At 46.3% G+C, this 13,172-nt stretch carries 15 protein-coding genes; 2 read left to right on the top strand and 13 right to left on the bottom strand.

Features of this window, described 5'->3' with window-relative positions; all coding sequences use genetic code 11:
- Positions 1 to 3 precede the first annotated feature (3 nt).
- On the bottom strand, positions 4 to 138 hold the full coding sequence (locus HMPREF0581_RS08970) for a hypothetical protein (RefSeq protein WP_276324510.1): 135 nt from the start codon (positions 136 to 138) through the stop codon (positions 4 to 6).
- A 45-nt stretch (positions 139 to 183) separates the two neighbouring features.
- Positions 184 to 1,221: a DUF5692 family protein gene (locus HMPREF0581_RS04540; protein ID WP_036380697.1), complete on the bottom strand. Its 1,038-nt coding sequence runs from the start codon at positions 1,219 to 1,221 to the stop codon at positions 184 to 186.
- Between the two features lie 178 nt (positions 1,222 to 1,399).
- Between HMPREF0581_RS04540 and HMPREF0581_RS04535 the strand changes: the two genes are divergently transcribed.
- Entirely contained in the window at positions 1,400 to 2,314 is a 915-nt protein-coding gene (locus tag HMPREF0581_RS04535) for a LysR family transcriptional regulator (RefSeq protein ID WP_036380695.1), read from the top strand.
- Positions 2,315 to 2,359: 45 nt separating this feature from the next.
- Here the strand turns inward: HMPREF0581_RS04535 and HMPREF0581_RS04530 are convergent, their stop codons facing one another.
- On the bottom strand, positions 2,360 to 3,238 hold the full coding sequence (locus tag HMPREF0581_RS04530) for an Asp23/Gls24 family envelope stress response protein (RefSeq protein WP_009644301.1): 879 nt from the start codon (positions 3,236 to 3,238) through the stop codon (positions 2,360 to 2,362).
- 115 nt (positions 3,239 to 3,353) lie between these two features.
- Between HMPREF0581_RS04530 and HMPREF0581_RS04525 the strand changes: the two genes are divergently transcribed.
- Positions 3,354 to 3,521, top strand: a complete 168-nt coding sequence (locus HMPREF0581_RS04525; RefSeq protein WP_009644219.1) for a DUF362 domain-containing protein — start codon at positions 3,354 to 3,356, stop codon at positions 3,519 to 3,521.
- Positions 3,522 to 3,822: 301 nt separating this feature from the next.
- Here HMPREF0581_RS04525 and HMPREF0581_RS04520 read toward each other — a convergent pair whose 3' ends face one another.
- The 10 genes from HMPREF0581_RS04520 to dusB form a co-directional block, all read right to left on the bottom strand.
- The gene (locus HMPREF0581_RS04520) at positions 3,823 to 4,476 is read right to left on the bottom strand and encodes a redox-sensing transcriptional repressor Rex (RefSeq protein WP_009644335.1); all 654 of its coding nucleotides are present in this window, start codon (positions 4,474 to 4,476) and stop codon (positions 3,823 to 3,825) included.
- A 36-nt stretch (positions 4,477 to 4,512) separates the two neighbouring features.
- The gene (acpP, locus tag HMPREF0581_RS04515) at positions 4,513 to 4,740 is read right to left on the bottom strand and encodes an acyl carrier protein (RefSeq protein ID WP_009644380.1); all 228 of its coding nucleotides are present in this window, start codon (positions 4,738 to 4,740) and stop codon (positions 4,513 to 4,515) included.
- 67 nt (positions 4,741 to 4,807) lie between these two features.
- Positions 4,808 to 6,730: a ribosomal protection-like ABC-F family protein gene (gene abc-f / locus HMPREF0581_RS04510; RefSeq protein ID WP_036380693.1), complete on the bottom strand. Its 1,923-nt coding sequence runs from the start codon at positions 6,728 to 6,730 to the stop codon at positions 4,808 to 4,810.
- Between the two features lie 2 nt (positions 6,731 to 6,732).
- Complete coding sequence (gene tsaD / locus HMPREF0581_RS04505; RefSeq protein ID WP_036380691.1) at positions 6,733 to 7,749, bottom strand: tRNA (adenosine(37)-N6)-threonylcarbamoyltransferase complex transferase subunit TsaD; 1,017 nt, start codon at positions 7,747 to 7,749, stop codon at positions 6,733 to 6,735.
- Positions 7,736 to 8,224: a ribosomal protein S18-alanine N-acetyltransferase gene (gene rimI, locus HMPREF0581_RS04500; RefSeq protein WP_009644302.1), complete on the bottom strand. Its 489-nt coding sequence runs from the start codon at positions 8,222 to 8,224 to the stop codon at positions 7,736 to 7,738. The genes tsaD and rimI overlap by 14 nt, the downstream gene beginning before the upstream one ends.
- On the bottom strand, positions 8,218 to 8,961 hold the full coding sequence (tsaB, locus tag HMPREF0581_RS04495; RefSeq protein ID WP_036380689.1) for a tRNA (adenosine(37)-N6)-threonylcarbamoyltransferase complex dimerization subunit type 1 TsaB: 744 nt from the start codon (positions 8,959 to 8,961) through the stop codon (positions 8,218 to 8,220). The genes rimI and tsaB overlap by 7 nt, the downstream gene beginning before the upstream one ends.
- On the bottom strand, positions 8,949 to 9,380 hold the full coding sequence (tsaE, locus tag HMPREF0581_RS04490; RefSeq protein ID WP_009644314.1) for a tRNA (adenosine(37)-N6)-threonylcarbamoyltransferase complex ATPase subunit type 1 TsaE: 432 nt from the start codon (positions 9,378 to 9,380) through the stop codon (positions 8,949 to 8,951). Before tsaE ends, tsaB begins: the two co-directional genes overlap by 13 nt.
- Positions 9,381 to 9,394: 14 nt before the next feature.
- On the bottom strand, positions 9,395 to 10,822 hold the full coding sequence (gene pepV / locus HMPREF0581_RS04485) for a dipeptidase PepV (RefSeq protein WP_051426932.1): 1,428 nt from the start codon (positions 10,820 to 10,822) through the stop codon (positions 9,395 to 9,397).
- 106 nt (positions 10,823 to 10,928) lie between these two features.
- Positions 10,929 to 12,212 carry an ABC transporter substrate-binding protein gene (locus tag HMPREF0581_RS04480; RefSeq protein WP_036380687.1) on the bottom strand — a complete coding sequence of 428 codons (1,284 nt, stop codon included), beginning with the start codon at positions 12,210 to 12,212 and terminating at the stop codon, positions 10,929 to 10,931.
- Positions 12,205 to 13,170 carry a tRNA dihydrouridine synthase DusB gene (dusB, locus tag HMPREF0581_RS04475; RefSeq protein ID WP_009644340.1) on the bottom strand — a complete coding sequence of 322 codons (966 nt, stop codon included), beginning with the start codon at positions 13,168 to 13,170 and terminating at the stop codon, positions 12,205 to 12,207. Before dusB ends, HMPREF0581_RS04480 begins: the two co-directional genes overlap by 8 nt.
- Positions 13,171 to 13,172 lie beyond the last annotated feature (2 nt).

The following is a 13,172-nucleotide window of genomic DNA, read 5'->3' as shown; positions in this document are numbered from 1 at the left end:
GCACTAGATACCTCTTCTTGTGCTCCGGATTTGTTCCATCAAGATCTTCGCGAGCTTAGCTATAGGCTCGCGAAGCGGTCCGTCATCCTTTACACAGTCCGGTCTCATGTTGCCGGCAATCTTGTCATAATCTATCATACTGTTCTCCTGTCATCCTGTAATTATATGATCGAATATTCTACCTTAGGCGGCTCTCAGCATAGCCTCTTCAAAGTCGTGTGTGCCGCTGAATACCTCGTGCTTGTATGGATTAATTCCCTGTGCCTTGGCTCTCTTGATGATATAGGCTAATGCTGCCAGATTTACCAGAATAGATGCGACAGCCACAATGCCTCCGGCCCTCGGATCGACTGCAGTTGGATGAACACCACTCTTCATAAACCCATCGGCATATAGGCTTGGGATAACCGAGAAATTGCTGTAATCCTGGAACATTGGGAACACCTGCGCAAACATGCACCATGTTGCCAGTGTATTTGCACGATTCTGAATCCATCCGCCTTTGTTCCAGAATATTGCTGCAAACGTAGGTGCGAGCAGCAATGCAAAACCGCAGTACCAAGAGTGGGTAGGCAGATTAAGATATGTGTATTCGAAGTTCCATACGTCATAAGCAACGATAAATACCCATGTCATATCCGGCCATAGCATGTCATCACGCTTTTTGGATTGATAGATTCCCCACCAACCGGTCATACAGAATATGTTGATAAGTCCTGCTATTCCATTTGCGACGTTCCACCAGCCACCGTAAAGCCACACGCCCTCGGAAGACAACCACCATCTCGACCCTGTATTTGCAAGAGCCACTGATCCTCTGATCGCACTCTCAAAGTCACTACATACGGCGATGATGATGTTGATAGCAACAATTACAAACGGGAACACCTTGAACCACTCCGTCTTACCGATGCCCTTCTTATATTTAAGCATCATGAACCCGATACAGCCTGCTGTTGCTGCATACAGCTTCGCATAGTGGAACCAGCTAGTCATGTGGACGTAAGTTGGGTTGTTAAGAGCCCAAGATGCGCCATGAGCGGCTCCTACGTAAATAGCAATAAAATAAACTGTCAGCGCTGCCGGCAGTGCAAGAAAGAAGAAATACCCGCCAAGCTTGGATCTTCTCTCGATTTCATTAGTGATAATTAATCCGGCAAAAACCAGCACCCATCCGATTACCTGATAGAACGAATGCTCGCCATAAACTTGAAATAACATACAGCGCCTCCTTATTATAGTAATTCAGCCAGTAATTGATGACTCGATATCTCAACAGATTTTAATGTTTGATATCTTTTTATCAATTATAGTTCTCATTTACATTGTGCGGCAATTCAAAATGTGCTAATATTTATTCCACAATGGCATAAGCACTTGAAGTCCAAGGAGACCGACTATGAATACGGATTACATCATAGAATTTGTAAGTTTGGCAAATAATCTCAGTTTCAGCAAGACTGCCGAGGAGTTATTCATCTCTCAATCCTCATTGTCAAAACACATACGCTCTATGGAAAAAGAGCTTGGTACACCACTATTTATTCGAACCACGCGTTCGATAGAGCTCACGGATCAGGGTCGACTATTTCTGCCATACGCAAAACAAATTGCTGAATTGTGCGCTTCATATACCAATGAGCTTAAAGCATTTTCCGGAGAAGGCAGCAACACCCTTACCTTAGGAGTTATTTCCAATCCACAATACTACAATTTTGCAAGCTACATGATTGGATTCATGGTAACTGAACCGGAAATCAACCTGAGCCTCATAGAAGCAGATGAACTCGGTCTGCTTGAAATGTATAATAAGCGGAAATTCAATCTGTTTACAGCCTTCCCACCCAGCCCTCGGACCGGTGATTACGAATTCTTGCCTATGGTGGAAACGAGATTCGTTGCGCTGCTTAACAATTCACATCCTTTGGCAAATAGGGAAAGCATCTCCCTCAAAGATCTATCGGGTGAGAAGATGTTGATACCCGGCAGGAATTCAACGCTCCAGACAATAATCAAAGATGCCATGCTCTCTGAAGGACTCGCATTTAATCCAACATATGAGGGCAGTTCAATTGGGAGCATTGACCTCCTCAAGACCGGGAAGGGAGCATCTCTTCATTCTGTTGAGTTTGCCAACAATATGCCTGATGATGCCAACATATGTGCAATACCGATTAACCCGCCGCTGAAGTTCATATACGGTATAGCACATAGACCAATCGATGAATTATCAACCAGCGAAAAAAAATATTTGAACTATCTCGAACAATTTTCGCTTGGCAAAGGCAAGAAGCCTGTCAGCACAAGCATGTGACAGAAAAGAGCCTCGAGGGGCTCATACTCCTATGAGAACAGCTTCTTAATTATTGTGCCTTCGTTCAATATTCTCTTTTCTTTTCCGCAACCCTCCGGTAATCTCCCTGTCCAGAACAAGCTCCTTAATATTGAGGTCTACGCGCTTGACCTGAAACGAAGTCATACTCTCAACGCTTCGCTTGACATCTCGCTGCAGATTGATGCAAGACCGCATGCAGTCAACTGTCTTGCGTATCTTGAGATCGAGCACAATAACGAAGCTTCCTGTCCTGCTATTGTTATAATAATTGGTCACCTTGATATTGCGCCCGTACTGCCGGGAAACAATTCGGATGATATCCCTGACCACATTCTCATTAATCGTATAATTTCCGTTGAAGCTGTACTGCGGCATCACGACAGTTTTCTCGTAACCGTCGGTCTCATCGTTGCTGAGCGTCAGGTTCCTGATAAATCTCTGAGGATTCATGAAATATCCTGCAAAATCGCGCTTCAAGTCTCCCATCGGTGCCGGAATCACGTGTTCCCCGTGATTATTCCGGCGGTCAGAGGCTATCCTCCTCTCACCGGCACTGGTAAAATCTTCTATATACAGCCTCTTGACAGCTCTGGGGAGCTCCAGCGTATCTGTAATGATATCTACCATGCGGTCTGAGGTGCCCAAAACGAGTATCCTCTTAATCTTTAGAGCTTTAATCTTCTTCTGCACGTCATTTCTCTGATCTTCATAGTTAAAGAGTGCTGTACGCATCGCCTTGGCTCTGGATTCACATTTCTTGGCAGAACTGCCGGCTACTATTTTATTTCTGTATATCAAAAGGCCATCATCAATGATGGCTGGTACACCGTTTTCCTTGGCAACTCTGATAGCTTGATAGCTCTTTCCTGTTCCACTTTTTCCTGTAAATGAATAAACCTTCATACCTTATAAGACCGTTGAAAACTTTATAAAAAGTTAACTTTATCAAACCTATTGTATCATGTTACAATGCAAACGTAGAAAGACAAATGACGTTTTAGACATAGGAGGATTTATTATGGCTTATAAGATTAGCGAAGATTGCATCAGCTGCGGTGCATGTGCAGATGGTTGCCCGGTAGAGGCTATTTCAGAGGGCACACCTTACGTAATCAATGCAGATGCTTGCATTGACTGCGGAGCTTGTGCAGATGTATGCCCTGTAGGCGCACCTTCACAGGAGTAATCCCTAGGGGATGAACCAAAGGTAGAATATTTCCCCCTGCGTGATGCGCAGGGGATTTTCTTTTTGCCTAGACGGTCTTTCTTCTGCATAAAATTACCGGAATTAACTACCAACACGTTTTATCCTATAATCCTTCTATAGCTCCAACGCGTTTTGTCCTATAACTCCGATCCTAATCTAACAGGCTATGCCGACGGTTTATTGATTCACCTCGCTATCGCTCGGCAAATCCACTGCTACAGCAGATACAAGAAAACGACTGTGGCACTGCCACAGCCGCAATTTTCTTAAGCGCCGAAAACTACTTGTCAGATTCTTCGAGCTCATTGCTTCTGATCATAAACGATAACGTATGCAAGCTGTCGCTCAGATGAACATTTTCAACCGCAACGTGCTCCGGTACGTCGAGATCGAGCGGAGCAAAGTTCCAGATGCCTTCTATTCCCGCATCGACAAGGACATTTGTAACCTTCTGCGCATTCTCACGATTTACACAGATAATCGCGATATCAATATTGTTCTCCTTAACGAAATCGCTCATCTCAGAAAAATCGCGAACAAGCACATCATTGATGCTTAGTCCAACAAGCTTAGGATTAACATCGAAAAGTCCTACGATATTGAATCCAATCTTGTAATAATAAGTGTAGTTCGTGATTGCCTGACCAAGATTACCAATACCAACTACGATCGTCTTATACTCACGGTCAAGTCCTAAAATCCTGTTAATCTCATTGAACAGAGAATCAACAGTATAACCATAGCCCTGCTGGCCGAAGCCACCAAATGTATTGAGATCCTGTCTAATCTGAGATGCAGTATAACCAATAAGCTCACTTAATTCATTAGAAGATATCTTCTTGACCCCCTGCTTGCGTAGTTCGTTTAAATATCTTCTATACCTTGGTAATCTGCGAATAATCGCATTCGATACCTTTGTGTTGCTGCTTTTCATAAATACTTCCACCCCAATTTGACAATTTTCATATTATTACTTATGTGAATCTACGTACTCAACCAGATCCTTTACGGTCTCAAACTTCTCAGCATCTTCGTCCGGAATATCGAGTCCATATGCTTCCTCAACACCGAGAATAATCTCTACAGCGTCGAGCGAATCTGCTTCGAGATCCTTCATCAGGTTAGTGTCCATCTGAACCATATCAGCATCTACACCAAGCTGCTCGACTACAAGATCTCTAACTGTATCAAAAGTCATAGCGTAACCTCCTTTTGAAATTCAAGGTTAATTATAAATTATACAATTGATACTTGCAAGTTTTTTATCAATCCTGTAACATCAGCCATTCGTCATACACGCCTTCTAGCTCGGCCTTGAGCGCATCTGCTCTATCTCCTGCCTCCCGCAGATAGAATACATCGGTGCCGTGCTCCGGCTTGCACATCTCTGTCTCAATTTCATCTATCTTGGCCTCGAGATCATGAATGACACCCTCCAGCTCGACAATTTTGCGGGCTCTACGGCGTTCTTCAGCCTCCTGCTCCTTGCGCAGCCTGCGTTCCTCTTCTGCACTTAGCGCGGAAGTCTGCGTGGTAGATGAAGGTTCATTTATATTAGGATCCTGCTCCTCCTGATCCAGCCGGGCACTCTTCTCCAGATAATAGTCAAACTTGCCCTTGTATTCCCTGATGCCGTCCCGTCTAAGTTCGAGAATCCTGTCCGGAATTTTGCTAAGCAGATAACGATCATGAGACACAATCAGCACGGTGCCCTTGAACTCCATGATGGCCGATTCGACGATTTCCTTGGATTCGATGTCCAGATGATTCGTCGGTTCGTCGAAAATTAAAGTGTTGGCACCGGACAGCATCAGCTTGAGCAGCGACAATCTGGCCTTTTCACCGCCCGAAAGCGAGGAAACGCTCTTAAACACATCGTCACCTCTAAACAGGAACCTGCCCAGAATATTGCGCATCTCTGTATCGGTGTACAGGTGATAAGCGTTTTTTATCTCACCTAGCACTGTCTCGGTGTCGTCGAGCAGGAGCTGCCCTTGATCGTAATATCCAAAATCGACATTATGCCCTATCTTGAGATACCCGTCATCAGCCTCCTCTTCTCCCATGATGATGCGCATAAGAGTTGTCTTGCCAACTCCGTTTTCGCCGATAAAGCAGATTTTCTCGCCGCTCTTGACATCGAATTTGACGTTCTCAAATAGCTGCTTATCACCAAAGCTCTTGGACAACGCCTCTGTCATGATTACGTCCTTGCCGCTCTGAAAGTCGGCATCGAACGAAAGCTCTAGCTCTGCCTGCTTGAGCTCCGGCCTATCGAGCACGTCTAGGTGCTTAAGTCGTTTTTCTCTTGACCGGGCACGTTTTACCAGATGCTCCGTGTTATGCTGCTTGAATCGGCGGATGATCTCCTCCTGACGGGCTATTTCCTTCTGCTGTTTCTCATACTCACGGCGCATCACCTCTTCACGTTCATCGCGCTTCACAAGGTACTCTGAGTAATTTCCACGGTAATCCACGAGGTGAGTTCTGCGCATGTCGAAGATGCGACTGACAATACGGTCCAGAAAATATCTATCGTGAGATACGGCTATAATCGTCCTCTTGTAGCTTCTGAGGAACGACTCAAGCCACGCCAGCATCTTGAGATCGAGATGATTGGTCGGCTCGTCGAGCATCAGTATATCCGGCTTCCTCAGCACCATGCACGCAAGCGCCAGACGTGTCCTCTCTCCACCCGAGAGCATGCTTATCTCCTTGTCATGAGTCTCAGGATCAAATCCCATGCTCGCCAGTACTCCTGTAAGCTCGCTCTTATAAGTATACCCTCCCGCCAAATTATACTCGTCCATCAGATGAGTGTACGTCTCCAGATTCTGATCGAACCCGGGATTGCCAGTATCGGAGATAGCCTTTTCCAGTCTGGAAATTTCCTCTTCCATCTCGTGGAAATGCGTAAAGGTCTTGGCCGCTTCTTCAAGAACTGTCCCCTCTGAGAAGAAATGATTTTTCTGCTTGAGATACCCGACGACGTAGCCGCTGCGCACAAAAACGCTGCCGCTTGTCGGTTCATTCTCACCGGAAATGATGCCGAGAAGCGTAGTTTTGCCGGCTCCATTCGGACCGACAATGCCGACTCTATCACCTTTATTGATGGAAAACGAAATATCCTCCAGGATGATGTCAGTTCCATATGACTTGCATATATCTTTTGCGGACATTACAAGCATAGCTAAAACTCCAGTCCGGGACACGCGTCCAGCGACATATCCGCGAACTCTCCTTTCTTCATCTGATAATATGCAGAGCAGGCAATCATCGCACCGTTATCAGTGCACAGTATCTGCGCCGGCTTGAGAATCTCGATCCCCTTCTCAGCGCCCTTGTGCTCCAGCAGCTCTCTCAACCTGCTGTTAGCTGCAACTCCTCCTGCTACGACAACCTTATTGCTGTCGTACTCTACCGCAGCAGCTATAGACTTATCGGCAATAACCTCCATTATGGACTCCTGAAATGATGCCGCAAGGTCCGGTACATTAATCTCGCGTCCCGCCTGTCTCTCGTTGTTGATATAGTTGAGCACCTGAGTCTTGAGACCGCTAAAGCTAAAATCATAGCTGCCATCCTCGAGGTACACTCTTTTAAACTCTATTGCACGCTTGTCACCTTCACGAGCCGCCTTATCTATCTTAGGTCCTCCCGGGTATCCCAGACCTACAACTCGGGCAACCTTATCCATAGCCTCTCCGGCTGCATCATCGCGCGTCGCGCCGAGTATCTTGCACTCGTTGTAATCATTGACCTTAATAATATTTGTATGGCCGCCGGAAACCACCAGTCCGATAAAGGGTGGCTCCAGCTCCTTGTACTCCAGATAATTTGAGGCGATATGACCATGCATGTGATTAACCCCGACAAGAGGAATGCCCTTGGCCCAAGCCATAGCCTTTGCTGTTGCCACACCTACAAGAAGTGCTCCGACAAGTCCCGGCCCGTACGCGACACCAATCAAATCCACCTCATCAATCGTGATTCCGGCCTCATCCAGAGCCTGCTCAATTACACCGTTGATATTCTCCAGATGACGCCTCGAAGCTATCTCAGGTACAACACCTCCGAATTTCGTATGAATCGCAATTTGCGACGATATGACATTTGCAAGCACCTCGCGGCCGTCCGCCACTATACCAACCGCAGTCTCGTCACAGCTAGATTCTATTCCCAGTGTAATATGCTTATTCTGATGCATAATCACCTGTCTCCCTCTTCATAATCAACGCGTCCTCGCCATTGTCGAGATAGTATCCCGGACGCACGCCGCACTCTGTAAATCCGCATTTTTTGTAAAGCCATATTGCCGGTTCGTTGCTCGCCCTAACCTCGAGGTTGATGGTGTAGACGCCGCCTGCCTCGAGCCTCCTGATCATAGACATGATAACAGCCTTTCCGATGCCGCGTCTGCGAAATTCCCCGCTCACAGCTATGCTGTTGAGATCTGCTTCATCCAAAACCGTCCATATATCCGCATATCCTGCAAATTCACCGTCATACTCCGCTGCCAGCACCATCGAGTTGTCGTTCTCCACGATATCGTAGTGCAGCGCATCCTTGCTCCAAGGTATGGCAAAGGTAGCTACATCGAGAGCATATATTGCATCCAGATCTTCAGCCTCTGCTGTTCTCACCAGAACGTGTGAAGCCTCGTTACAAACCGCATCTAACATTGGGGTTTACCTATCTTGCTGCTCAGCGTTCCTGACTCAAGGCGCATCTCTGCCTCGCTCTTTCTCATATAGTTAGGGATGAGCTTTTCGTAATTCACGACCGCACCTGCACGAAACCGCCTCAGTGCCAGCCTTGCAATCGGTGCGGCATCCTGATATCGCCAATCTACCGGCGCGAGTACAAAAGCTCCTGCATTACGAATCTCGGTTTCATACGCATCGATGCCGTCACCGACAAATACAAGCTCCGAATCAGTGACCTCCATCTGCTTAACCGCATTGAGAAATTCATCTATCATATATTGACGCTCCTCAATCACAGCCTTATAACCTTTGCCGGCTCGGACAAACAGGGCTCCATATAGCTGCCCCCTTCTAGCGTTGATGATAGGTGCAAAATACCTGACCGTCGACTCAACATGCTCATCCGCCAGAGCTGCCATTCCCTCGAGAGAAGATACCGCAACACAAGGTAATTCGAGCACCTCAGCTATGGCTCTCGCAGTAGATACACCAATCCTTATGCCGGTAAATGATCCCGGACCTATCGAGGCTGCAACTGCGCTCAGCTTGTCAGGGATAATTGCTTCGTCCTGCAGACACTGATCAACAAGCACCATCACATCCTGTAAGTGATTCATCTCCTCATTAGAGCTTCGCGATACAGCCTTAGCAGCTCCATCAATAAGAGCAACTGACCCATATTTTCCTGTAGTCTCAATACTTAGAATATACATCTGTAAATTCTCTCCCCTTGATTTTCGCCGTACTTGATAATTATCACCTTTGCCTTGTCAGGAATGACATCGGCGACCAGGTCAGCCCATTCGACGACGCACACGCCGTTTGAATAGAAATATTCATCAGCGCCGATATCCAGCAGATCATCCCCACCGGACAATCTGTAGACATCAAAATGGAAGAGCGGCAATCTACCGCTCTTGTACTCTTTGACAATATTGAAGGTTGGACTGTCGATATTTTCCGTAACTCCCAGACCTTTGGCGATATACTTTGTCAAAGCTGTCTTGCCTGTACCGAGCGCCCCGATGAGGGCAACTATATCGCCCGGCTTCAGCTCTGAAGCCAGATTCAGTCCAAACTCTTCAGTAGCTTGCTCATTTTTAATATGTACAATCCGTTCTTGATCACTCATACGTTGTTCTAACCCTACCTACAGCAGAGATTGTATACGGTAGCCGCAAAGATATTTGCCATCCTGCTATATGAATCGAGCGAAATCCTCTCGTCAGTCATGTGCATTCTGTCCTCTTCCCAAGGAAACAGTGCTCCGAATGCAAGAACTCTGTTGAAGTGCTTTGCATAAGTTCCTCCACCGATTACGATAGGCTCGCTATCCTTATCTCCTGAATACTCCTTGTATGCAGCCATTAGAGTCTTGACAAAATCGTCCTCAGGATCGATATAGATAGACTTCTCATCCATGACCTTGACGATGCCCTGATTAGCGCCCAGTACGCTCTCAATCCCCGCATAAACCTCCGTACTGTCAAAAGTAACCGGAATTCTGATGTTTATCTCCATCGTAGCTACTTCATCGTTAATCTCCATAGTACCCACGTTCACAATCAGCTTGCCTGATTTATCATCTTCAAGCTTGCACCCCAATCTCTCACCGTTGAGGTCAAACCCAATGTGGTCATTGTAAAAATCTATGAATTCTGTTACGTCATCACCTGCAAATTTCAGCTTTCCGAGGAATTCCATCAGAATACTGACAGCATTTAGTCCTTTTTCAGGAATTGATCCATGAGCTGCGAGTCCATGAGCCTCGACAGCTAACGATGTACCTGTCTTTTTGGCAGAGATATCATATCCGCTCTCCTCTGCATACCTCTTAACCCGCTCTGAAATCTCATCATATTTTGTTCTATCCTCGGAAGCGAGCACAGCTCTTGCCTGAGCAGGTACTGCATTTGCAGCCAAGCCGCCATGCAGCTTGCTGATAACCAATCCTTCCTTGGGAGTATGCTTCTTGAGCTTCTGAGCTATATCAAAAGAAAGAATTCCTTTCTCTCCGTTGATAACCGGAAAGTTAGCATCTGGAGTAATTCCAAAATCAGGAAGGCTTGCAACATCTCTGTAATGCTCAACACTCTCCGTTCCATGCTCTTCATCCAGTCCGACAATTATCTTTATGTTCTTCTTAGGCGTAATTCCTGCATCCTTGATCGCCTTAATAGCGAACAGTCCGGCCATAACCGGGCCCTTGTCATCAGATGTTCCACGGCCGTACATATATCCATCCTCAATAACAGGATTGAAAGGACCGTACATCCAGTCATCAGCTGCCGGAACGACATCAAGATGTCCGATAATACCAAATGTTTCGTCTCCGGGATCACCGGGGAACACTATCTCCCCTGCATAGTTATCATAGTTGTGAACTTCAAAGCCCATGCGCTTGCCAAGCTCAAGGAAATGTACGAGCGCATCCTGCACCCCTTTTCCAAATGGATACACCTCTCCGTCCGGAGTTCTTACGGCATCAGACATGGCGCTGTTGATTCTTACCGAATTGGCGAGCTCTTCAATCATTTCAGAATTTAACTTCTCTAAATTCTCAATGTAACCCATTTCTCTTGACCCTATTCCCTTTACTTGAATTACCAGCCCGCAGTTATCTTCTATTTTCAGCCTGATAATAACACGTGTATCTTTTGTATTTCCCCGCTTACAGAGTTTACTTTATCTTCTCCATCGTCTGTGCCACGGTCGTATCGTTCGTTACGTACAGCGAAATAATATTTCCTTTCTTAATAGTTGAAAGGTTTACCGACTTGACCGGATTTCCGTCCTTGTCGAATGAGAACACTCCGGTTACCCCCCGCACATCCGATAGCTTTGACAAAGCCTTCCGGATATCATCCGGCTTGGTCGAATTGGCCTTGTTGATTGCATTAATCGCAATCAAATATGAATCATAACCAAGAGCAGCGTTGCTAGTCGGTTCATTATCATCACCGTACTTGTTGGCATACTCAATCAGGAATCTCTGAGTTTCAGCAGTGATTGACTTGGTAGTAGTCTTGCCGGCACTAAATACTGAATCTGACGGAAACACCACCTTTATATTAGGATGTTTCTTCATCATCCGGGTAAAATCATAGTCATTCCATGTTGAATTCCCGACAAAGGTTATATTGCCTTCAAGTTTTTCCTTTTCGACAGTCTTAAAGAACAGGTCTGCCTTTTCTGTTCCAAACGGAATAAATACCACGTCTGCACCGGATTTTTTAATCTTCTTCACCAGCTTCTTGTATCCGGCAAAATCAATGTTTATATCCTCCTTATAAACTATCGACGATGTAGGTTCTGATTGCGCATCACCTGCTGCAGCTGTCTCAAGTTCACTGAGTTTGGAATTAAAGCCCTTTAAAAGTGCTGTGTTTGAGCTGTCGTTTCTGATTGAAATTGTCGCTATCTTGCGAGAATTGAGTACGCTATATGCATATTCAGCAAGTCCTGCACCTCTCTGCGATTCAGTTATTGAAGCCCTAAAATAATACTTGTTGTTCTCTGTAATCAGCGGATTTGCCGCAGAAGGAGTAATTGCCGGAATCTTGGCCTTCTCAATGTACGGCGAAGCTACCATAGAGTTGGCCTCTCCGGCACTTCCGATAATCACAGTCGGCTTCATCTTGATGAGGTTCTGAATTGCAGTCTTAGCTGAATTGATATCCGACTGATTGTCGACCCTGACGAGGTTAATCTTGATTCCATTTACATTACCGTATATCGAATTTGCCAGCTCGATACCTCTAATCTCTTCCTCTCCCTGCTCCTTGAACTCACCCGAGCTGGGCTCATAGATACCGATATTGATAGTGTTGGTATCTCCGACAACCTTCTTGTCTATGTAAGTCTTTTTAAAATTGTCAAAGGTCGTGCAGCCGCTCAGCACTACTGCCAGTAGCAGCAGTAGCATCATCGCTGATGCCGCCTTAAATCTCTTGTTCCTAATCAATTCTCAAAGCCTCTTTCATATCTGCCTGTGTTTCAATAGTATTAATCTTACCGCGCAGCCTTGAAGCGCCCTTGATGCCCTTTGTATACCACGCTACAAATTTTCGCATCTCCCTGACCGCCGAGTACTCGTCCTTGAGTTCAACCAGTGCATCAAGATGTCTTATCATCATATCACTTATCTCACTGACGGTCGGATTCGCCGGAATTTCATCTCCGCGAAGTGCCGCATTAAGCTCTCTAAAAATCCAAGGATTGCCCATCGCACCTCTTGCAACCATGACAAAATCACAACCTGTCTCCTCCATCATGCGGACGCCATCCTTGCCATTAAATACATCGCCGTTTCCTATCACGGGGACGGACACGGCTTCCTTGACCGTCCTGATTATATCCCAGTCAGCGCTTCCCGTATAGAATTGCTGACGAGTCCTGCCATGCACGGCCACCGCAGCAGCTCCGGCACTCGAAATAGCCTTTGCAACCTCACGGGCGTTGATCGAAGCAGCGTCAAAGCCCTTTCTAATCTTGACGGTTACCGGCTTATCCGAGTTCTTTACCACAGCATATACCACGTCATATACCAGTTCAGGATCCTTCATCAGCGCCGCCCCATCTCCGTTCTTAACTACCTTGGGAACGGGGCAGCCCATATTGATATCAATGATAACATTTGGATGCGAATTGAGCATACATGCAGCCTCCGCCATCACCTCCGGCTCACTGCCAAATATCTGAACGGCAGTCGGCCCTGCGTCTTCCGGAATATACAGAAGAGCTGGAGTCTTCCTATCTCTGTAGAAGAGACCCTTTGCACTCACCATCTCTGTGCAAGTCATAGCAGCGCCCTGCTCAGTGCACAGCATGCGCATGACTGCGTCGGTGACGCCCGCAAGCGGCGCCAACAAGAAAGGGTTATGCAGCTCTACACCGCCTATAACGTATCTGCTATCTGACATTA

The organism is Mogibacterium timidum ATCC 33093, from assembly GCF_000525775.1.
Taxonomy (GTDB): domain Bacteria; phylum Bacillota; class Clostridia; order Peptostreptococcales; family Anaerovoracaceae; genus Mogibacterium; species Mogibacterium timidum.
This window is presented reverse-complemented; position numbering and strand designations above follow the sequence as displayed.

Bases quoted from the DNA above. Each gene is read 5' to 3' on its own strand.
- HMPREF0581_RS08970 (WP_276324510.1), bottom strand. From the start codon at position 138: ATGATAGATTATGACAAGATTGCCGGCAACATGAGACCGGACTGTGTA.
- HMPREF0581_RS04540 (WP_036380697.1), bottom strand. From the start codon at position 1,221: ATGTTATTTCAAGTTTATGGCGAGCATTCGTTCTATCAGGTAATCGGA.
- HMPREF0581_RS04535 (WP_036380695.1), top strand. From the start codon at position 1,400: ATGAATACGGATTACATCATAGAATTTGTAAGTTTGGCAAATAATCTC.
- HMPREF0581_RS04530 (WP_009644301.1), bottom strand. From the start codon at position 3,238: ATGAAGGTTTATTCATTTACAGGAAAAAGTGGAACAGGAAAGAGCTAT.
- HMPREF0581_RS04525 (WP_009644219.1), top strand. From the start codon at position 3,354: ATGGCTTATAAGATTAGCGAAGATTGCATCAGCTGCGGTGCATGTGCA.
- HMPREF0581_RS04520 (WP_009644335.1), bottom strand. From the start codon at position 4,476: ATGAAAAGCAGCAACACAAAGGTATCGAATGCGATTATTCGCAGATTA.
- acpP (WP_009644380.1), bottom strand. From the start codon at position 4,740: ATGACTTTTGATACAGTTAGAGATCTTGTAGTCGAGCAGCTTGGTGTA.
- abc-f (WP_036380693.1), bottom strand. From the start codon at position 6,730: ATGCTTGTAATGTCCGCAAAAGATATATGCAAGTCATATGGAACTGAC.
- tsaD (WP_036380691.1), bottom strand. From the start codon at position 7,749: ATGCATCAGAATAAGCATATTACACTGGGAATAGAATCTAGCTGTGAC.
- rimI (WP_009644302.1), bottom strand. From the start codon at position 8,224: ATGTTAGATGCGGTTTGTAACGAGGCTTCACACGTTCTGGTGAGAACA.
- tsaB (WP_036380689.1), bottom strand. From the start codon at position 8,961: ATGTATATTCTAAGTATTGAGACTACAGGAAAATATGGGTCAGTTGCT.
- tsaE (WP_009644314.1), bottom strand. From the start codon at position 9,380: ATGAGTGATCAAGAACGGATTGTACATATTAAAAATGAGCAAGCTACT.
- pepV (WP_051426932.1), bottom strand. From the start codon at position 10,822: ATGGGTTACATTGAGAATTTAGAGAAGTTAAATTCTGAAATGATTGAA.
- dusB (WP_009644340.1), bottom strand. From the start codon at position 13,170: ATGTCAGATAGCAGATACGTTATAGGCGGTGTAGAGCTGCATAACCCT.